The following is an 18,183-nucleotide window of genomic DNA, read 5'->3' on the forward strand; positions in this document are numbered from 1 at the left end:
GATTTCTACGGATGCACGGGCGGACTACCGAACGGTCAGCGCAGTTTCCAAAACCCCTTGTACGGTTCGTCCGCTTCGAGGAAGTTGAAGGCCCAGTAGAGCGGCTTGGTGCCAGTTTCGACCTGATAGGCGAGTTCACCGCGGTGAGACTCCCCGGACTCGATGTCGGAACTCTCGTTGAGCGGTTGTTTCAAACCGGAACTCGCACCGATGTCCGCCGTGTACGCGAGACCCGCTCCCGTCTTCACGTGCATCTGGAGCAGCGTCGAGACGAGCAGTCGCTCGTCGCCGTCGTTCGTGATTTCGATGTCCGGGACGACGAACTCGTGTCCGTCGGCCGCGTCCGTAATCTCGTTCAATTGTTTCGTCGTTCGGACTCCGTGGACGACGACCGAGACGCTGCCGCGTGAGGCCTTCTCTCCCGACGAGAGTACGTCGTCGAGCGACTGTTTCAGGTCGGCAATCGAGTCGGCTTTCTTCCCGAGCGAGACGGTTACCTGCTTGAATCGAAAGCTGGTGAACGAATCGAAGTCGAGTCGAAGCGATAGCCCGTGCGTCCCCTTCGGCACCTCGAAGACCATGTCGCCGCGCACGACTTCACCCGGGGCGAGCACCCCGCTTCGAATCGGGTGATCGGGGGAACTGACCGACGGGTCGTACGTCCGATTCTCCCCATCCACGACGCTCGCGTCGAGGAAGTCCTCGAAATCGATGAACTCCGTTCCCCGGTTTTTGACTGCCATTCGAATCACCGCGAACGTCTTGCCCTCCTCCGCATCCCGAAACTCGCTCAACTTGTCCTCGGTCGTCACCTCGCGAACGACCATGGCGAGCGTATCGTCCTTCACGACCGAACCGACCGACACGGTCGTCTCCGTTCGCCGTCGTTCCGTGTCGCCGTTTTCGTCCGTCCCGGAGGTCGAAGTGGACGATTCCGCGCTCGTCGAGGAAGACGACGTGTCCGCGTCCGTCATGTCGCTCCCTTGGCTGGTACACCCGGCGAGCGCCGCTGCACTCACCGCGATAACTGTCCGTCGACCGACGAGCGCCCCTTTCTCCATGACACAGAAGACCCGTCCCGACTGTTAAAAGTATATGATGTTAATTGAACATCTGTCCGAGATGATCAAATGAGGTACGGTCGATCTCTCCACCGAAACCGCCGTTTCCACGGCTATCTCTGTCTTAGGTCTACCTAAAGTTCGAAACGACTATAGGTGTTTAGGCGAGCCTAAAAGCATGCCTGACGATTCACGGCGACGCGGATTACGGACGCGACGCACCGTCATCAAGGGAACTGGCGCGGCACTCGGCGGCGGGTTGCTCGCCGGTTGTACCAGCGACAGCGATGACGGTTCCGACGGCGCTGATAGCACACAGACCAGCACCGACACGACGGCCTCGTCGGACGAGTCCACGACGAGCGAATCGACGACTACCACGGACGGTCCGTACTCCGTCTCGATGGTTCCCGTCGGCGAAGTCGAGTTCGAGAGCGTTCCGAAGACGTGGGTCGCCAACAACGGCAGTTGGGCGGACATGGGTATCGCGCTCGGCCTCGAACCGCCGAAAGCGGTCTGGCTCACCAGTCGGTATCACACCCAGTACTACGACGCGATAGACGGCGTCTCGGTGGACAAGAGCGGGATGAAGGACCTGTACCAGGACGGCGTCAACAAGGAGCTGTTCTACCAACTCGACGCGGACGTGCACGTGATGGACCCCAACTTCCTGATGAACCGGTTCAAGGGATGGTCCCAGTCGGACGTGGACGAGATCAAAAAGAACGTCGGCCCGCTGTTCGGCAACTGCATTTACGCACAGCACTACACGTGGCACGACGACTACCGATACTACACCCTCATGGAGGGCTTCGAAAAACTGTCGAAGGTGTTCAAGCGGCACGACCGCTACGAGGCGTTCGCGGACCTCCACGCCGACTTCCAGTCGAACATCGAGTCGGTCGTCCCGTCGAAGGGTGAACGGCCGTCCGCCGCCGTCGTCTGGGGCGTCGGCGACAAACCGAAGAAGTTCTATCCGTACATCATCGGCAAGGGAACCGGATTCAAACACCTGAACGACCTCAAAGTCGATGACGCGCTGGCGAAGACGGACGTCAAGGATTTCCATGGAAGCCGTGCGGCCATCGACCTCGAAGTGCTCCTAAAGGTGGATCCGGAAGTGCTCCTGCTCCGCGGCTACGAAGACAAGAGCAGAGAGGAGTTCGAGAACACGGTGGTGAAATTCCTGGAGAACAACAACACCGCTAGCAATCTCACAGCCGTCAAAAACGGCGACGTCTACCGCGCCGGTGGACTGTACCAAGGACCGATCACGAACCTCGTCCTCACGCAACGAACTGCCGAACTGCTGTACGGCGTGGACGAAAAACTGTACGATCACCAGCGCGTCGCGGACATCGTCAACGGGGAGTTCTGACGCCTACTCCGATTCGGCGGCGGTAGCAGTATCCACCTCATCCACATTCTCGGCGTCCGTATTTCTGGTAACGTGCCCGTACTTCAGCAGGGCGACGAAGAACACGCCACCGATAGCGTTGCCGATGGTCGCGGCGAGGAGGAAGCGGGCGTAATCGACGAACGTGATTTTCGCGGACAGAAACATCCCCATCAGGACCTCGACGTTTCCGGCGATGGAGTGGGGGAGGTGGGCCAATCCGATGGCGGTCGTGACGATCCAGATGATGAGGACGCGGCTGACGGTGTCCCGTGCGGCGGTGACGAGCCACGACAGCAGGCCCATGAGCCACCCCGCGAAGATGCCGCTCCCGACCAGAACCAGGAAGTCGTGTTTGACCAATGCCGCCGAAATCTCGGTGAACGCTTTGGCGTGCGCGATGCCGAGTTTCGGGGCGATCGTCACGGCGAAGGCGGCGAACAGTGCCCCTCCGATGATATTCGCCACGAACACGACGACCCACAGTCTGGCGAGCGAGGCGTACGACGCCCGTTTGTCGAGGACGGGAAGCACTGCCAGCGTGGTGTGTTCGGTGAACAGTTCTGAGCGGCCGAGAATCACGAAGATGAACCCCACAGCGTACATGTTCGCCATGAGTAGCTCCGTGACGGGTTTCGACAGGGACCCGGTCATCAGCCCCGTCATCACCGCCATGAGGAGGGGACCGAATCCGATATCCAACCCGGCGGAAAGCCCGGACAGGAAGAGGCCGCTGGTGGGACGCTGTAACTCCTCCAGTCCGAGATTGATCTGTTCTCTCAGAATGTTCTCGTACGATTTCAGGCCGTCGGCTTGCGTATCGGAGTTAGTAGACTGTGCCATAGGATGGATGTAAAATGCCGTGTACTCTCCAGTAGTAGTCAGTGAAAAAAGCGGTTATGGCTAGCGCGAGGCGGTACTCGCCTTCCGAAGTTACTCTTCGAACCGTTTCCGCACGCTCTCGGCGTGCGCGTCCAGTCCTTCCGACTCTGCCAACGTCGTGATCGTCGTCGAGAGGGAGTCGAGCGCGTCCTCGTCCAACCGCTGGACGGTGGTCGAGCGGAGGAACGTGTCGACCGACAGGCCGCCCGTTATCTTCGCCAGTCCGGTCGTCGGGAGCACGTGGTTCGTCCCCGAGGCGTAGTCACCCGCCGCGACTGGGGTGTACGACCCGAGGAAGACGCTTCCCGCGCTGTCGATCCTGTCGAGGAGTTCCTCGTCGTCGTCGGCCTGTATCGAGAGGTGTTCGGCCGCGTACTCCTCGGCGAACAGGAGGCCCTCGCTCATCGACCGCGCGACGAACACGCCGCTCGCGTCGTTGTCGAGTGCGGCCCGAATCACGTCCTCGCGTTCGCGTTCGCTCGCCTGTTTCTCTATCTCCTCACAGACCGCCTCGGCGAACTCGGCGTCGTCCGTGACGACCACGGACGAGGCGTTCTCGTCGTGTTCGGCCTGTGCAACCACGTCGCTGGCCACGAACGCGGGGTTCGCGGTCCCGTCGGCGAGCACGAGGAGTTCGCTCGGTCCGGCGAGGAAGTCGATGGCCACGTCGCCCTGCACTTCGGCTTTCGCCGCCGTGACCCACTTGTTGCCGGGACCGACGACCTTCTGCACACGGTCGATCTGTTCGGTTCCGTAGGCCATCGCCGCGATGGCCTGCGCGCCGCCGACGCGGTACACTTTGTCTGCTCCAGCGGCGTGAATCGCCGCCAGCGTGATGTCGTTCTGCGGTTCGCCGGGCGGCGTGGCGACCGCGACCTGTTCCACGCCAGCCACTTTCGCTGGGATGACGCCCATCAGCGCGCTGGAGGGGTACGCCGCCGTGCCGCCGGGTGCGTACACGCCCACACGCTCGATGGGGCGGAATCGACGGCCGAGTTCGCGGCCGTCGAAGTCCGCACGCCAGTCCTCCGGCACCTGGGACTCGTGAAACGCGCGGATGTTGTCGGCCGCGTCCTCGATGGCCTCGCGTACGTCGTCGTCTATCTCCTCGTAGGCGCGTTCGGCGTCGTCCGTGATGTCGATGTTGCCGACCTCGACGCCGTCGAACTCGCGGCAGAACTCCCGGACCGCCACGTCGCCTTCCTCGCGCACTCGGTCGATGATGTCGCGCACGTCGCCCCTAACGCCCTCGATACCCGCGTCACGGTCGAACAGCGCCTGACGCTCGTTCGGCCCGAGTTCGGAGGTCTCCGTTGGATTCATGGACGGTATTTCGAAGCGGGCGGAAAAACACGTTGCGCTCTCGGATGAACGGGCGAGTGGGCGGGGGCTTTCGAGGTAGTCTTTACGACAGTCATAACCACATGTCATCCAAAATCACTCCGGCAATGTAACTCGGTCAGTCTTCTCAACAATTACTTCTCAGTAGTTGGTGAATTTACAGCTCCGCCCACTCCGAACCATTCCCTCGAATCCACCAACACGCATAACCGCCGAAGCCACGAAATAGCGAAATATGCGTGACGAAGAAGAGATCCGGGAGCAGTACGAGTTCCTCAAAGAACAGCTCGAAAGCGACGAAATGAACCATCAGGGAATCCGCCAGATGTTCACGTATTACAAGCGGGCGTTGGGATGGACGCTGGAGGAGGAGTACATCTAGCTTTTTTTCACCCAGCGATCCACAGTTATCGAAATCGTTACCTTTAAGTCACTACGCCGTTTTGTTGCAGTTGACGCTTCGCTTTGGAGGGCCGAAGCGTCAGCGGGGACCAATTCAGGGCGGCAAGCGGTACGCGGGGTCTTTTCGCCCCCGCGTGTTCCGCTTTCCTTTCGAAAATCAAATTCTGAGCCACTGCTTCGTACACATCGTTCCTACCGATAGATAGTGGTTTCGCCGTTCCCGACCCGAGCGACTGCTATCTGACCGATTGTTGGTATGTTATTCAAAAATAAGGTGGAAAGACGGCATCGTGAAAAACGGGATCTCAGACCTTAGACGACCGAAACGGTCTCGGTGAGGTCACCGACGGAGAGCCAGTACTCGCCCGTGTCGATGACCAACTCGCCGCGGGAGAAGACGTCGCCGAGGACGGTCGCAAGTGGGAGGATCGTCGAACGGATCTCGACGCGTTTCGTCTCGCCGGGGTCGAGCGCGACGCGTTCAAAGCCGACGACGACTTCCTGTGGATACATCACCTGACCGAGATCTCTGCCGCCGTAGACGGGGACGACGGTCTCGCCCGCCTCGTCCCCCGTGTTTTTGACCGCGACGGAGACGGTGATGTCGTTCGTCGCGTTCTTCTGCTGGAGTTTCGTCGGGGCCACGCGAAGGTCGGAGTACTCGAACTCGGTGTAACTCAGCCCGTGGCCGAATTCGAACAGCGGCGTCTCGTGTGATTGGGGCGGGTTGACGTTCGTGGACTTGTTGAACTCGTCCGGCGGATAGTTGTTGTGCAGGTTGGGGATTTGCCCGGTCCCCGTCGGCCACGTGAACGGCAACCGACCGCTCGGGTTGGCGTCACCGAACAGGGTCGCGGCGACGGCCGGTCCGGCGGCCGTTCCCGGCAGATAGGCCATCATGGATGCGGACAGGTCGTCGAACACGTCCGTGCCGCGCGGGCGGCCCGCCATGATCACGCCGACGGTCGGTGTCTCGGTTCCCGACACGACCTCTACCAGTCGCTGTTGTGCCTCGGGAAGCGCGAGCGTGTCCGTGTCACCCTTCTCCTCGGCGTACGGACCCTCGCCGAGAACGGCCACGACGACGTCGGCGCACTCGGCCGCACGTCGAACGTCGTCCTCGTTCGTGAACTCGTGGAGGCCGGTCGGGACGTGCGTGACGGACGTGGACGAATCCGCCGCATCGCTGAGGCCTTCGAGGACCGTCGTCGCCGGTGGCTCGGTGTCGCCGACGCCCTGCCAGCCGAGCGCCCAGCCACCCATCTGGTTCCTCACGCTGTCGGCGCTCGGGCCGGTGACGAGGATCGAACTCCCGGAGTCGAGCGGGAGCGTCCCGTCGTTGGTGAGCAACGTCATCGACTCGGTGGCGACCTCCTCCGCGAGGTCCCGCCCGTCGGAGATCACGTCGCTCACCTTCGATGGCGTCCCGTACGGGTCCTCGAACAGGCCGACGTGCTCCTTGAACGCGAGGATGTTCGTCACCGCGTCGTCGATTCGTTCCCGGCTGACGCTGCCTTCCTTCACGAGTTCGATGAGTCGCTGTTGATAGCCCGCGGCGTCGTCGCCCTCGATACCCGCGGCGGGGACCATGTACATGTCTATCCCGGCGTTGATGCCCAGTTTGGTCGCCTCCTTCAGGTCCTCGGCGAAGCCGTGGACCTTTATCATCCGGTAGAAGTCGTGCCAGTCGGTGACGACCATTCCGTCGAACCCGAGTTGGTCGCGGAGGATGTCCGTCAACAGTTCCTTCGAAGCGTGGGCGGGGAGCCCGTTCAACGACCCGCTGTTGACCATCACCGTCTCCGCTCCGGCGTTGATACCCGCCGCATAGGACGGCAGGATGGAACTCACGAAGGTCCGATACGGAATGAGTGCGGCGGTGCGGTCGTTCCCGTTCGCCGGTGCCGAATACCCCGCGAAGTGTTTGATGGAGGCCCCGGTTCGTTTGTACCCGTTCGTCTCCTCCTCGTAGCCGCGAACCTTCGAGGCGACCATCTGGGAGGCGAGGAACGGGTCCTCGCTGAACCCCTCGTAGAACCGTCCCCATCGTGGATCACGCTGTATGTCACAAACGGGCGAGAAGTTCCAGTGGGTACCGGTTGTACGCATCACCCTGCTCGTCACGGTCGCCATCTCCTCGGCCTTGTCCGCGTCCCATGTCGCGCCGACGCCGTGGTTGTGCGGGAACAACGTCGCCCCCGCCACGTTGTTGTCGCCGCGAACGGAGTCGATACCGTAGACGAACGGCACGCCGAGACGGGTCTCGTTCACCATCGCTTTCTGGAGTTTGTTGCTGGTTCGAGCGACCTCCTCCGGATCGAACGACGTCAGGTACATGAGCGACCCCGGCTTGTACTTCCGAAGCGTCTCGGCCGGGTCGTCGGTCGAAATCTCGCCCGCGGCCATCTGTGTCATCTGACCGACCTTCTCTTCGAGCGTCATCTCGTCGACGAGTTCGGTTACGTGGCGACTCGGCTCTCGTTGCTTCGTGGCGACCGCGGACTCTCCGAGGTATCCGGCCAGTGCCGTTGCCAGCGTGATTCCCCCGGACGCTTGCAGGAACGTTCGCCGCGACGAGCCGCTCGTGGTATCCTTTGACATACCATAAAAACTGGGAAGCAAGAATCAATAAGATTTTTTCTTATAAATATATGGATTTTTACTGAGCAAATACTTATTTGAAATGATCACGACCAGTATCGATTTTGATTGGAAAATAGAACTACCTCGCTGGCAGGGTGAGCCATCCGAGAAAATGGCGGAGAACGTTGTTGAATTCACCAACGATCGTTCCGATACTATATTCCTCCAGAACTGTCGGAACCGATATCCTTATCCTAAATAGACACATATTCCGAGTGGTAACAATGCACGAGTTGACGGGATTTCAGCGGGACATACTGTACGTCATCGCCGGACACGGCGAGCCGCACGGACTCGCCATTCAGGACGGTCTCGAAGACTACTACGACACCGAGGTCCACCACGGTCGTCTGTATCCGAACCTCGACTCGTTGGTCGATGATGGACTCGTCGAGAAGGGGAAACGGGACAAGCGGACGAACTACTACGCGCTGACCGAGCGGGGTCGGTCGCTCCTCGAACACCGACGCACGTGGGAAGAGCGGTTTCTCGACTGAACCGGACGGTATCAGCAGTCACCGAATACCCCGTCAGTCGATACCATCCCCATCCGTGGGCGTCGGCGCTTGGACGGGCATCTCGTCACCACCCGGCGGTAACTCCTCGTCATCCGAATCGGACGGGTCATGAGGTGGTTGTGGATGCATATCGGCGTCCTTGAGATACGTCGGGTCCACGGCCCACGGTCGAATCGGGTTGCCGGTGATGAGTTCGGGCAGGACGATTTTCACGAAGTGGACGACGAGCACGAGTATCATCGGTCCCAAGAAGATCCCGTACCAGCCGAACAGCAACGGCCCGAAGATGTACGCGAGCATCACCATCCCGACGTGGAGGTTGCGCCCCGAGACGTACGGCCGCAGGACGAGGTCCGGGATGGTGTCCACGATGACGAACGAGACGAGCGCGAAGACGACGGGGAACCAGAGGATGCCGGGGTCACGAGCCATCAACGCCTCGGCGCTGATGACGCCCGTCACCGGGAAGTAGACGAGTTTCATCCCGACGACGGGGATGAGGCTGGCGACGCCGGTCAGCAACCCGACGACGGTGGGGTACGGAATCGCCAAGCCGGGGGGTGCGATCATATTGAGGAGGTTGTAGGAAATCGCGCCGATGGTGCCCGTCATGAAGGCGTTCAGGATGTTGCCGAAGAAGATGCTGTTGAAGTCCGAATCCACGCGGGCCACGTACGCTTCGAGGACCCCACCGCTGTCCGCGAACGTCCGGTGGAACCACCGCGAGAGTTTGTGGTCGTCCCGGAGCAGGTAGAACGCGATAGCGATCATCACGAACAAGTGGAGTGCCCCGTTCCCGACGAACTTGAGATACTGGAACGTCGAACCGAACGCCTGCTGGATGAGCTTCGTGTTGTCCTTGTTCTGGAGGAGCTGTTCGGGATTTTTGGTCAACTTCGAGATGTCGCTGTACTGCTGTATCGGCTCCGGAAGCGTGCCGATATTGGCCGTCTTCGCGACCATCGTGAGTTCGTGAAACGCGATGGAGACGGTGTAGGCGACGAGCAGGATCGCGGGAAGGGCGAGCAGCAGTAACGCAACCGCGGCAGCGAGACTTCGCGGGCGAACCCGCTGTTGGAGTCGGCGATATACCGGCCGCGTCGCGTAGTAGAGAAACAGACCGAAGACGAACGTCCCGATGAACGAGTAGATGACGAACAGCGCCGCGAGACCAAGTAGCCCACCGATGGTCCACCACGCTGCCCGGGACTTGTCAATGTTCAATCCGGAGACCATACCACAGAAGTTTGCGGGCTGGCCTTAAAGATTTCGCGCACGGGACGACGATAGCAACAATCCTTTTAACCGAATAGGAGCGTAGTACGGGGAGTGTCCGGATTCGAAAACCTCGTCACGTCGACTACGTTGGGCAGTGACGTCGTCCATATCGCCCTCGCCGGAGCGCTCGGTCTCTTCCTCGGATTGGAGCGTGAATGGTCGCAGAAATCCGCCGGTATCCGGACGTTCACCCTCATCAGCCTCCTCGGTGCGGCGTTTACCATCGTTGGGAAGGACGTTCTGCTCGCGCTCGGTGGCCTGCTCGTCATCGTGCAAGGGATTTTGCTCGCGGTGCAGGGACTCCTGGACGACGACGAGGAAACAGGTCTTTCGCTGACGACGTCCGTCTCCATGCTCGTGACGTTCGGCGTCGGCGTGCTGGTCGCCGAAGGGTACATCCTCGTCGGCGTTACCGTCGCCGTCGTCTCCTCGCTTCTGCTCATCCTGAAGCGCGAACTACACTCGTTCGCGTGGGGATTGTCGCGCGAGGAACTCCGTTCCGCCGGTGAGTTCGCCATCCTCGCGTTCGTTATCTACCCGCTGCTCCCGTCCGGTGAAGTCGCACTCGGCGGCGTCACGTTGAGTCCCCGCCTCATCTGGCTGATGGTCGTCACCGTCGCCGGAATCGGCATCGCCAACTACGCCGTGGTCGAGACGTACGGTGGACGCGGTATCGCCGTCACCGGGTTTTTCGGCGGGTTAGCCTCCTCGACGGCCGTCGTCGGCACCATGCTCGACCACGTTCGCCAGCAGCCGGAGGCGGCGACGTACGGCGTCGCCGCCATCTTGCTGGCCGACGCCGCGATGGCGCTCCGAAACCTCGTCATCGCGTTGGCGTTCACCATCGGTACTCCACACAAAACGCTCTACGGTGCCATCATCCCGCTCGGAACGATCATCGTCGGTAGCATCGCCATCGCGGCGTACACGGCCGACTGGTCCCAACGGATGGACATCGACTTGGAAAGCCCGTTCTCGCTACGAAACGCCCTCGGGTTCGGTGCTATCTTCCTCCTCGTCGTCATCGGCGGCGCCATCGCCAAGAGCCAGTTCGGTCAGACGGGGTTTTACATCACCGCACTGCTGTCGGGACTCGTTTCGAGCGCGGGCGTGACGGCCTCGGCGGTCACGCTGTACAGCGGGGGCAACGTGAGCCAGCAGACGGCCGTCTTCGGCATCCTACTCGCCACCGCATCGAGCATCATCGTCAAGGCAGCGTTGACCATCTCTGCACCGAACCGTTCGTTCGCACGCCGAATTGCCGTCTGGAGTACAGTTCTGCTCGCCGGGTCGGGAATTGCGGCAATCGTCGCTGTCGTGTGAGGACATATAACGAACCGTTTAAAATGGGGCTATTCCTATCAGCTACATGGACCGCGAAACAGTCGAGCCACAGGTTCGGGACATGCCGGGCCAGAAGGCACGAGAGTGGTCAGAGTATCATCACAAATTTGCCGCGCCGACGACGTACGTATACGATTTCGTCTGGGACTTGACCGAGGATGCGGTCGGGCCGTTTTGTACTGATGTGGATGGAAACGTCCTCCTCGATTTCACGAGCCACGTCGCCGCCTCCCCACTCGGATACAACAATCCAAAAATCAAGGACAAACTCGACGAGTTCCCCCTCCCCGACCCGACGAAAATCGCCGGGCAGGACTTCTACGCCGCCGGTGGCTGGCCGCCGGAGGACCCCGAATTCCCCGGGCCGACCCAGTTGATGGAGCGACTCACCGAGGTCACGAGTCACTACGACATGGACACCGTCTTCCTGTCGAACTCCGGCGCGGAAGCCGTCGAGAACGCCATCAAGATCAGCTACAACAAAGGCGGCCACCGCGCGTTCAACTTCGACGGCGCGTTCCACGGACGGACGCTCGGCGCGCTCTCGCTCAACCGCTCGAAAGTCGCCCACCGTAAGGGCTACCCCGAGATTCCGGGCATCGTGAGCGTTCCGTACTGTTCCTGTGAGGGTCAGTGTGGCTGTGGGTGGAAGACCGACGGTCCGGGCGGCAACATCATCGCCGACAAACTCGACCCCGCCCAGGGCGTCATCGACCCCGAAGAAGTCTCGTACATCATCCTCGAACCGGTGCAGGGAGAGGGTGGCTACCGCGTCCCGAACGACGAGTTCGTCGCGGATATCGCCGAGATTCAGGACACCTACGGTATCACCATCATCGCCGACGAGATTCAGTCCGGCATGGGCCGAACGGGCGAGATGTGGGCAGTGGACCACCTCGACCTGAAACCCGACGTCATCACCAGCGCGAAGGCGCTCCGCGTCGGCGCGACCATCTCCCGTTCGGACGTGTTCCCGGAGGAGAAAGGCCGACTCTCCTCGACGTGGGGCGCTGGCGACGTGTTCTCGTCGCTGCAGGGCGTGCTCACAATCGACGCGATTCAGGAACACGACCTGCTCGCGAACGCCACCGTGCGCGGACGACAGGCGCGTGAAATCATCGAGGACGCCGCGCCGGAATCCGTCGTGGACGTTCGCGGCCGTGGCCTGATGCTCGCCGTCGAGTTCGACTCGAAGGACCGACGCGAAGCCGTCGTGGACGCCGCACTCTCGCGCGGCCTCCTCACCCTCGGCTGTGGGTACAAGACGCTCCGTCTGCTCCCGCCGCTCGACGTGACCGAGCGCGAAATCGACCTCGGTGTCAACCTCTTGCTCGACTCCATCGACGAGGTGGCGTAACGCTATATCCGGCCGAGACGTTCCTCTAGTATGAGCGTCACGGCTGATTTGTCGATATCCGGAGAAGAGTTCGTTCTCGGCACTGCCCTCCTTACAGATGCCGACGTTCATATCGAACTGGAGCGGGTCGTCCCTTCCTCACGGCAGGTACTCCCGTTTTTCTGGGCCATCGGGTCGGACTTCGAGACGTTCGAGAACGACGTGCGGAGCAATCCGAACGTGCAGAGCCTCATCGCGCTCGACAGGATCGAAGGGCGTGTTCTCTATCGTGTCGAGTGGAGCGAGGAAGTCGAGAGTTTCATATACGGTATCGCGGAAGTCGGTGCGACCATCCTCGAAGCGACTGGCGATCGTGTCTGGCGATTTCGACTCAGGTTTCACGATCACGGTGCACTTTCGGCGTTCCACGACTACTGTGAAGTCCGGAACATCGGCTACACATTGGATCGCGTTGTGACGGACCTCGCCGAGGAGCGGGAGGAGTTCGGGTTGACACCCGAACAACGCGAGACGCTGATGCTGGCACTCGAACGGGACTACTTCGACGTTCCGCGCGGCGTGACGCTCGGCGAACTCGCGGACGAACTCGGCGTCACCCAGCAGTCGGTATCCGAACGCGTCCGACGCGGGACCGGAAGCGTCCTCGAAGCGGTGCTCCTGGAGGCGAACGGGCGGGACACTGGGCCTACGTAAAAGTGGGCTGTAATAACAGGCACCATTGCTATCCTTACTACTCCGTTTTTCGAGAATACGATGGCCGAAATGCGAGACGACCGACAATCGAGCGGGACCACAGCACCCCCATGCAACCCGACCACGACGTTCGGCGACGCTGTCGGGATGTTCGGATTGGGCGTCCTTCTCCGTTTGCCGACGGAGTTACATGAGACACTGGCGGCCGAGTCACGACGGGAAGTACTCGCGTATCTGTACGGCCTCGACAGGGAGGTACCCGTCACCGAGATGGCCGATTATCTCGCGGCGACAGGTGCCGAAACCAACCGCCGCCGGGCAACGATGATTCTCAACCACGCACATCTGCCCGAACTCGACGATTCCGGGTTGATTCAGTGGGATCGAGAAGACGAGACGATACGGCTTTCGGTCGCCAATACCGCTCAGAACTGATAGCGGCGCTCGTCGTCGCGTTGGGGAAGCTGATTTGCACCGGTCATTTCTTCGAACGTCATGCCCGAGAGATACTCGTCGTAGGTCACGTCGTACGTGCTTCGGAGATGGAAGTCGAGCGTTCCGGATTCGACCGTCGTCTGAAACAGTCGGTGAACGGCACGTCGGATGATCTCCGCGGAATCGTCGGTGTCGAACGCGGTGCCGAGCATGGCGAGTTCGTTGCGCGTTTCACGGTCGAGAGAGACGGAAAAGTCCTCGTCGAGTGACGAGTAGGTGGCTCGAACGTCGTCGTTCAGGTCGTCTAGACTCATTGCCGGGTGGTTGTGCGGTAGCGGGATACGGCTTTCGCTCTAGAACGGTTCGTCACAGCACCGACACTCGTCCCGGCTTGCGAAGTTGCGAGCGCTACAGTTCCCACAGACGATGTAGTGATAGGACTGTGGACTCGATTCGCGTGCGGAGCGCTGTCCTCGGTGTTCTTGAAGCGACATGCCGGCACCTGCGAGCATGAACGTACACCCGACGGCGATCCACACGGACGGACTGCGGGCGAACACGAGTGGTGCCGCTGGCGCGACGATGATGCCGACGCCGATGAGGAAAAGTGTGGAGGGACGTACGTGCATCCAGCGAAGATTAAGACGAACGTGCAATAAGCCTTCAGATTAACTCGGCCGTTTGGTACCCGGTGTCGTGGAACGGGCCGTGACAGCCGAAAAGCGCTCACACGTTTCGGTGTTCCCTCTCGAAAACCGCTATCCGTAAACCGTCGCCGTCCAAAACGCCACTGATGACCGAAACGGCGCCGTCGATTCCCGACAGAGACGCGGTACGCGACGCCCTCGTTTCGTGGTACGAGGACGACCATCGGTCGTTTCCGTGGCGCGAAACCGACGACCCATACGCCATCCTCGTCTCCGAGGTGATGAGCCAGCAGACGCAACTCGGCCGCGTCGTGACGGCGTGGGAGGCGTTTCTCGACCGCTGGCCGACCCCGGAGGACCTCGCGGCGGCCGACCGCTCGGACGTGGTCGGCTTCTGGTCCTCACACAGTCTGGGCTACAACAACCGCGCGAAGTACCTCCACGAGGCCGCGAACCAAGTCATCGATGAGTACGACGGCACGTTCCCCGAGACGCCGGACGAACTCCAGAACTTGCAGGGCGTCGGGCCGTACACCGCCAACGCCGTCGCCTCGTTCGCGTTTAACAACGGCAACGCGGTGGTCGATACCAACGTCAAGCGCGTGCTGTACCGGGCGTTCGACGTGCCGGACGACGATTCGGTTTTCGAGGAGGTCGCGAGCGACGTCATGCCCGACGGGGAGTCCCGCGTTTGGAACAACGCCATCATGGAACTCGGCGGCGTGGCCTGCGAGAAGACGCCCTCCTGCGATACCGCCGGGTGCCCGTGGCGCGAGTGGTGTCACGCCTACGAGACGGGCGACTTCACCGCCCCCGACGTGCCCACCCAACCCAAGTTCGAGGGAAGCCGTCGGCAGATGCGCGGGAGAGTGGTCTCGCTGTTGAAGGAGTACGACGAACTCCCGCTCTCGAAACTCGGTCCGCGGGTGCGAATCGACTACGGCGGGCAGTACGGCGAGGAGTGGCTTCGAGAATTGTGTTCGGATCTGGAAGGAGATGGGTTGGTGGAGTTGGAGGAGCGCGAGGAGTGGGTCGCACGACTCAGGCAGTAGCCTCGCGCTTGTCGATGATTTCTCGGAGAACCGACTCCACCTTCCGAAAATTCCCTTCGTCCTCGAACTGCAACCGTTCAGACGGATTGTACACCAGCGACATCGCGCCCATCAACGCCCGTCCGACGAGACCCGGTATCGGGTCGGGATGCCACGCAAGTGAGAGGGTCCGTGCTCTCTCGTTCGCCTTCACGGTTTCGAGATTCGCCAATCCGTAACAGTTGCTGGTTCCAAGACGTCCGTTTTCGACACAGAGCGACGTCCCCATGATTGAGTAGTTCCGGCCATCTCGTGTCCACTCTACAGTCGTTTCCGCGGGCAGAACGCATGCTCGTTGACTCGCTAACGCGTCGTCAACGTCGCTGATGAAGATTCCCTTCGAGTCACGAAGCCAGCAGTAGGTGTGATGTGGGACGGCGTAGAACAACCACCCGTCTTCGTCGTAGAGCGCGACTTCGTGGACGAAGTGGACACCACACAGACCATCGGAAAGCGACCAAAGCCGCTCGAACTCGCCCGCAGTTTCAGGAAGATCGCCGCGATACCACGCACCTCCTTGGGCATCCTCCGTCCACGAAAGCGAATCGCGAACCGCCTCCCACGTCTCTCGACAGCGCGGGGTATCTTCGAACGTCGCTTCCAACTGATCGTGCTCGATTCGGACGTATCCCGTGGATGCGCGACGAAGTACGAGTGACAAAATCGTAGCGGTCGCCTCGTGATAGCCTGCGGACTTCACGAGCAATTCGTGCGTGATCGGGAACGCGTCGAAATCGGGGGACTCCATTTACTGTCCGTTATCTGTCGCGTAGCTATATTCGCGTTCCGCACCCATGCTATGGTATGACCAATCAACCGCACGTCGTGGCGATCTGTGGCAGTCTCGGGGAGGAAAGTACCACACGACTCGCGCTCGAACACGTCCTCGTCGGCGTGGAACGGGCGGGTGGAACCGGCGAACTCCTCGACCTCCGCGAATTCGACCTGCCGCAGTTCGACCCCGGTGAGCGGGAAGCGGGTGATGTCCCCGAACTAAAACGTCGCGTGCGCGCGGCGGACGCGGTCGTCCTGGGCACACCCGTCTATCATGGGTCGTACTCCTCGCCGCTGAAGGCGGCGCTCGACTACTGCGGGTTCGACGAGTTCGAGGGGAAGACCGTCGGCCTGCTCGCCGTGGCGGGTGGTCGGTTTCCGGTCACCGCGATGGACCACCTCCGGTCCGTCTGTCGCGCGCTCGATGCGTGGGTGCTCCCGTACGAGGTGGCGATTCCCCGCTCGCACAGCGCGGTGATGGACGGCGCGTTCACCGACGAGGAGTTGGAAAATCGCGTCGTCACGCTCGGACGGCAGATAGTCCGCTACTCGCACATCGAGCCCTGCCCGCCGAGTTTCGAGAGCGGGGAAAATATCGGCGCGGCCGATTGAATGAGCAACTCTTTTGCCGTCGGATTGAGCGTCACACGGATATGCACAAAATCACGAACAGCGGGTGGATCGAGGTCATCACCGGTTGTATGTTCTCCGGGAAGACCGAGGAACTGCTCCGACGGCTTCGCCGCGCGGAAATCGCGGGGCAGGGAGTCGCGGTGTTCAAACCCGCACTGGACGACCGTTACGGCGAGGACACGGTCGGCTCCCACGACGGCAGTTCGTGGGAAGCGACCGTCGTGGAACCGGACGACGACGGCGTGTGGGAAATCCCGAGGGGATTGAACGGCGAGAAAGTCGTCGCCATCGACGAGGCGAACTTCTTCTCCGCGGAACTCGTCGACGTGTGTGAATTCCTCGCGGATGACGGACGACGCGTCATCATCAGCGGTACCGACCAGACCTTCCGTGGCGAGCCGTTCGATCCGGTCCCGCAACTTATCTCCGTGTCCGAGTACGTCGAAAAGCTCCAAGCCATCTGTGCGCAGTGTGGCGAACCCGCGACGCGAAACCAGCGGCTCATCGACGGCGAACCCGCACACGTGGATGATCCCACGATTTTGGTGGGGGCACAGGAGTCCTACGAAGCCCGGTGTCGAAACTGCCACATCCTACGGCGCGAGTAGCGGAGTCGTGACGGCGACGATGGCGACGATCGAACCGGCGCACGTCGTTCCGTGGTAACTAAAGGTGTGAGTGCGTATCGAGGGTATGCTCAACCTACGGCTGGACGATTTCATGGTCGAACTGAAAGACGGCTCCTTGAAGAACGTCGGACCCGCGAACAAAACGGCGTCGGCGAAGCTGTTCAACGTGGAATCCGCCGAAGCGCGTGCGTTCGGGGACAAACGCGTCAAACTCGTGTTCGAGGACGAGGACGGCAACGAAGTACAAGTCGCGCTGTTCCCAGACGTCGCGAAGAAGATCGTCGACGACATCGAAACGCTCGAAGACGACAGTCCCGTCTTCGAGTAGCGACCGAACGGGGACCCTTCCAATCTCCATTCTATCCCATCCGACTGTCCGTTTCGCCCTGTTTTTCCTCCCCGATCCGTTAAGGAATCAATAATAATATCGTGTCATGGTGTACCATTGTTCGGAGACCATGTCAACCATCATCGCCCCGGACGAACTGGGTGACTCATCGGACGACGGCGAGCGACGTTCATCGTTCCCGTATTCCGTCGTCACCTCGCTTCGGTTTATCGGTTTTTGGGGAGCAGTCGTACTCCCGTTTCTCTACATTCCGCTGTTCATCAGCGGTCTCGATACCGCTGGACAACAGCAGACGTTCGTCCTGTTGCTTGTGTTGAACGTCGTCGCACTCGTCTTCGGTCACCGGTATCGAGCGTGAATTGAACGTATCGCGCGTGAATGTAACGAGTCTATAATCCGACCGTTTCGTGGTTTCGCTCCTCGTGCCGATTTCGTTAACGAGGGTATAACTATGGGCTCGACCGCTGAAAGGAAGCGTATGTCTCAGTCAGTTACGAGCAGTATGAACATCGGGTGTCCCCACTGTGGGTCCGCATCGACTGTCGATATCGCACCCGACGGACAGGGTCGAGCGGAATCCGACGACCAGTTGAAGGGGACGCTCGTCCGATGCCAATCCTGTGGCGACGATTTTTCGTTCTACTATTACTGAGTTGGCGTTCGCGTGGTCGGCTCAGAACCGCGCCGGGAATTCGACAATCGTTTTAGGC

21 protein-coding genes are annotated in these 18,183 nt (G+C 60.8%); 13 read left to right on the plus strand and 8 right to left on the minus strand.

The genetic code is table 11. From position 1 onward, the window contains the following. Positions 1–35: 35 nt before the first annotated feature. Positions 36–1,061 (minus strand): DUF4352 domain-containing protein, encoded by a 1,026-nt coding sequence (locus NKF26_RS05100; protein WP_253227157.1) that lies wholly within the window; start codon positions 1,059–1,061, stop codon positions 36–38. A gap of 178 nt (positions 1,062–1,239) precedes the next feature. Here NKF26_RS05100 and NKF26_RS05105 point away from each other — a divergent pair, with 178 nt between their 5' ends. Then, positions 1,240–2,439: an ABC transporter substrate-binding protein gene (locus NKF26_RS05105; protein WP_253234053.1), complete on the plus strand. Its 1,200-nt coding sequence runs from the start codon at positions 1,240–1,242 to the stop codon at positions 2,437–2,439. Positions 2,440–2,442: 3 nt separating this feature from the next. Here the strand turns inward: NKF26_RS05105 and NKF26_RS05110 are convergent, their stop codons facing one another. Together NKF26_RS05110 and hisD are read right to left on the minus strand one after the other, a co-directional pair. Continuing rightward, on the minus strand, positions 2,443–3,300 hold the full coding sequence (locus NKF26_RS05110; RefSeq protein ID WP_253227159.1) for a formate/nitrite transporter family protein: 858 nt from the start codon (positions 3,298–3,300) through the stop codon (positions 2,443–2,445). Between the two features lie 90 nt (positions 3,301–3,390). Beyond that, positions 3,391–4,662, minus strand: a complete 1,272-nt coding sequence (gene hisD / locus NKF26_RS05115) for a histidinol dehydrogenase (protein WP_253234054.1) — start codon at positions 4,660–4,662, stop codon at positions 3,391–3,393. Positions 4,663–4,915: 253 nt separating this feature from the next. Here hisD and NKF26_RS05120 point away from each other — a divergent pair, with 253 nt between their 5' ends. Then, a complete protein-coding gene (locus NKF26_RS05120) occupies positions 4,916–5,062 on the plus strand; it encodes a hypothetical protein (RefSeq protein ID WP_190303728.1) in 147 nt (48 codons plus the stop codon). Between the two features lie 332 nt (positions 5,063–5,394). On the opposite strand, the gene NKF26_RS05125 is transcribed toward NKF26_RS05120, so the two are convergent. Next, the gene (locus NKF26_RS05125) at positions 5,395–7,683 is read right to left on the minus strand and encodes a glycoside hydrolase family 3 N-terminal domain-containing protein (protein ID WP_253234055.1); all 2,289 of its coding nucleotides are present in this window, start codon (positions 7,681–7,683) and stop codon (positions 5,395–5,397) included. 266 nt (positions 7,684–7,949) lie between these two features. Here NKF26_RS05125 and NKF26_RS05130 point away from each other — a divergent pair, with 266 nt between their 5' ends. After that, positions 7,950–8,222: a PadR family transcriptional regulator gene (locus NKF26_RS05130; protein WP_066142107.1), complete on the plus strand. Its 273-nt coding sequence runs from the start codon at positions 7,950–7,952 to the stop codon at positions 8,220–8,222. 33 nt (positions 8,223–8,255) lie between these two features. On the opposite strand, the gene NKF26_RS05135 is transcribed toward NKF26_RS05130, so the two are convergent. Further along, positions 8,256–9,479, minus strand: coding sequence for an AI-2E family transporter (locus tag NKF26_RS05135; protein ID WP_082837744.1), 1,224 nt, complete (start codon positions 9,477–9,479; stop codon positions 8,256–8,258). A gap of 93 nt (positions 9,480–9,572) precedes the next feature. Between NKF26_RS05135 and NKF26_RS05140 the strand changes: the two genes are divergently transcribed. Genes NKF26_RS05140 through NKF26_RS05155 form a run of 4 tightly spaced genes read left to right on the plus strand, consistent with a single transcriptional unit; the run spans position 9,573 to position 13,350 of the window. Then, a complete protein-coding gene (locus tag NKF26_RS05140) occupies positions 9,573–10,844 on the plus strand; it encodes a DUF4010 domain-containing protein (protein WP_253227162.1) in 1,272 nt (423 codons plus the stop codon). Positions 10,845–10,890: 46 nt separating this feature from the next. Beyond that, complete coding sequence (locus NKF26_RS05145; protein ID WP_253234056.1) at positions 10,891–12,222, plus strand: aminotransferase class III-fold pyridoxal phosphate-dependent enzyme; 1,332 nt, start codon at positions 10,891–10,893, stop codon at positions 12,220–12,222. Between the two features lie 30 nt (positions 12,223–12,252). Continuing rightward, positions 12,253–12,915, plus strand: coding sequence for a helix-turn-helix domain-containing protein (locus NKF26_RS05150; RefSeq protein ID WP_253227164.1), 663 nt, complete (start codon positions 12,253–12,255; stop codon positions 12,913–12,915). Positions 12,916–12,975: 60 nt separating this feature from the next. Then, positions 12,976–13,350 carry a hypothetical protein gene (locus NKF26_RS05155; RefSeq protein ID WP_253227165.1) on the plus strand — a complete coding sequence of 125 codons (375 nt, stop codon included), beginning with the start codon at positions 12,976–12,978 and terminating at the stop codon, positions 13,348–13,350. On the opposite strand, the gene NKF26_RS05160 is transcribed toward NKF26_RS05155, so the two are convergent. Together NKF26_RS05160 and NKF26_RS05165 are read right to left on the minus strand one after the other, a co-directional pair. Continuing rightward, the gene (locus NKF26_RS05160) at positions 13,341–13,664 is read right to left on the minus strand and encodes a hypothetical protein (RefSeq protein ID WP_253227166.1); all 324 of its coding nucleotides are present in this window, start codon (positions 13,662–13,664) and stop codon (positions 13,341–13,343) included. The genes NKF26_RS05155 and NKF26_RS05160 overlap by 10 nt on opposite strands. A 39-nt stretch (positions 13,665–13,703) precedes the next feature. Then, complete coding sequence (locus NKF26_RS05165; RefSeq protein ID WP_066142124.1) at positions 13,704–13,979, minus strand: hypothetical protein; 276 nt, start codon at positions 13,977–13,979, stop codon at positions 13,704–13,706. Between the two features lie 164 nt (positions 13,980–14,143). On the opposite strand from NKF26_RS05165, the gene NKF26_RS05170 reads away from it, so the two are divergent. Further along, positions 14,144–15,049 (plus strand): A/G-specific adenine glycosylase, encoded by a 906-nt coding sequence (locus NKF26_RS05170; protein ID WP_253227167.1) that lies wholly within the window; start codon positions 14,144–14,146, stop codon positions 15,047–15,049. Here the strand turns inward: NKF26_RS05170 and NKF26_RS05175 are convergent. Then, the gene (locus tag NKF26_RS05175) at positions 15,039–15,836 is read right to left on the minus strand and encodes a hypothetical protein (protein WP_253227168.1); all 798 of its coding nucleotides are present in this window, start codon (positions 15,834–15,836) and stop codon (positions 15,039–15,041) included. The genes NKF26_RS05170 and NKF26_RS05175 overlap by 11 nt on opposite strands. A gap of 56 nt (positions 15,837–15,892) precedes the next feature. Here NKF26_RS05175 and NKF26_RS05180 point away from each other — a divergent pair, with 56 nt between their 5' ends. From NKF26_RS05180 to NKF26_RS05200, 5 genes are all read left to right on the plus strand, one after another. Next, positions 15,893–16,474 (plus strand): NADPH-dependent FMN reductase, encoded by a 582-nt coding sequence (locus tag NKF26_RS05180; RefSeq protein WP_253227169.1) that lies wholly within the window; start codon positions 15,893–15,895, stop codon positions 16,472–16,474. 41 nt (positions 16,475–16,515) lie between these two features. Beyond that, positions 16,516–17,103: a thymidine kinase gene (locus NKF26_RS05185; RefSeq protein WP_253227170.1), complete on the plus strand. Its 588-nt coding sequence runs from the start codon at positions 16,516–16,518 to the stop codon at positions 17,101–17,103. A gap of 85 nt (positions 17,104–17,188) precedes the next feature. Then, positions 17,189–17,452, plus strand: a complete 264-nt coding sequence (locus NKF26_RS05190; RefSeq protein WP_066142152.1) for a hypothetical protein — start codon at positions 17,189–17,191, stop codon at positions 17,450–17,452. 130 nt (positions 17,453–17,582) lie between these two features. Continuing rightward, positions 17,583–17,831, plus strand: coding sequence for a hypothetical protein (locus tag NKF26_RS05195; protein ID WP_253227171.1), 249 nt, complete (start codon positions 17,583–17,585; stop codon positions 17,829–17,831). Between the two features lie 120 nt (positions 17,832–17,951). After that, positions 17,952–18,125, plus strand: a complete 174-nt coding sequence (locus NKF26_RS05200; RefSeq protein WP_253227172.1) for a zinc-ribbon domain-containing protein — start codon at positions 17,952–17,954, stop codon at positions 18,123–18,125. Positions 18,126–18,183 lie beyond the last annotated feature (58 nt).

Origin of the sequence: Haladaptatus sp. AB618 (assembly GCF_024136965.1) — an archaeon.
In the GTDB taxonomy this organism is placed as follows: Archaea; Halobacteriota; Halobacteria; order Halobacteriales; family Haladaptataceae; genus Haladaptatus.

Bases quoted from the DNA above. Each gene is read 5' to 3' on its own strand.
- NKF26_RS05100 (WP_253227157.1), bottom strand. From the start codon at position 1,061: ATGGAGAAAGGGGCGCTCGTCGGTCGACGGACAGTTATCGCGGTGAGT.
- NKF26_RS05105 (WP_253234053.1), top strand. From the start codon at position 1,240: ATGCCTGACGATTCACGGCGACGCGGATTACGGACGCGACGCACCGTC.
- NKF26_RS05110 (WP_253227159.1), bottom strand. From the start codon at position 3,300: ATGGCACAGTCTACTAACTCCGATACGCAAGCCGACGGCCTGAAATCG.
- hisD (WP_253234054.1), bottom strand. From the start codon at position 4,662: ATGAATCCAACGGAGACCTCCGAACTCGGGCCGAACGAGCGTCAGGCG.
- NKF26_RS05120 (WP_190303728.1), top strand. From the start codon at position 4,916: ATGCGTGACGAAGAAGAGATCCGGGAGCAGTACGAGTTCCTCAAAGAA.
- NKF26_RS05125 (WP_253234055.1), bottom strand. From the start codon at position 7,683: ATGTCAAAGGATACCACGAGCGGCTCGTCGCGGCGAACGTTCCTGCAA.
- NKF26_RS05130 (WP_066142107.1), top strand. From the start codon at position 7,950: ATGCACGAGTTGACGGGATTTCAGCGGGACATACTGTACGTCATCGCC.
- NKF26_RS05135 (WP_082837744.1), bottom strand. From the start codon at position 9,479: ATGGTCTCCGGATTGAACATTGACAAGTCCCGGGCAGCGTGGTGGACC.
- NKF26_RS05145 (WP_253234056.1), top strand. From the start codon at position 10,891: ATGGACCGCGAAACAGTCGAGCCACAGGTTCGGGACATGCCGGGCCAG.
- NKF26_RS05150 (WP_253227164.1), top strand. From the start codon at position 12,253: ATGAGCGTCACGGCTGATTTGTCGATATCCGGAGAAGAGTTCGTTCTC.
- NKF26_RS05155 (WP_253227165.1), top strand. From the start codon at position 12,976: ATGGCCGAAATGCGAGACGACCGACAATCGAGCGGGACCACAGCACCC.
- NKF26_RS05160 (WP_253227166.1), bottom strand. From the start codon at position 13,664: ATGAGTCTAGACGACCTGAACGACGACGTTCGAGCCACCTACTCGTCA.
- NKF26_RS05165 (WP_066142124.1), bottom strand. From the start codon at position 13,979: ATGCACGTACGTCCCTCCACACTTTTCCTCATCGGCGTCGGCATCATC.
- NKF26_RS05170 (WP_253227167.1), top strand. From the start codon at position 14,144: ATGACCGAAACGGCGCCGTCGATTCCCGACAGAGACGCGGTACGCGAC.
- NKF26_RS05175 (WP_253227168.1), bottom strand. From the start codon at position 15,836: ATGGAGTCCCCCGATTTCGACGCGTTCCCGATCACGCACGAATTGCTC.
- NKF26_RS05180 (WP_253227169.1), top strand. From the start codon at position 15,893: ATGACCAATCAACCGCACGTCGTGGCGATCTGTGGCAGTCTCGGGGAG.
- NKF26_RS05185 (WP_253227170.1), top strand. From the start codon at position 16,516: ATGCACAAAATCACGAACAGCGGGTGGATCGAGGTCATCACCGGTTGT.
- NKF26_RS05190 (WP_066142152.1), top strand. From the start codon at position 17,189: ATGCTCAACCTACGGCTGGACGATTTCATGGTCGAACTGAAAGACGGC.
- NKF26_RS05195 (WP_253227171.1), top strand. From the start codon at position 17,583: ATGTCAACCATCATCGCCCCGGACGAACTGGGTGACTCATCGGACGAC.
- NKF26_RS05200 (WP_253227172.1), top strand. From the start codon at position 17,952: ATGTCTCAGTCAGTTACGAGCAGTATGAACATCGGGTGTCCCCACTGT.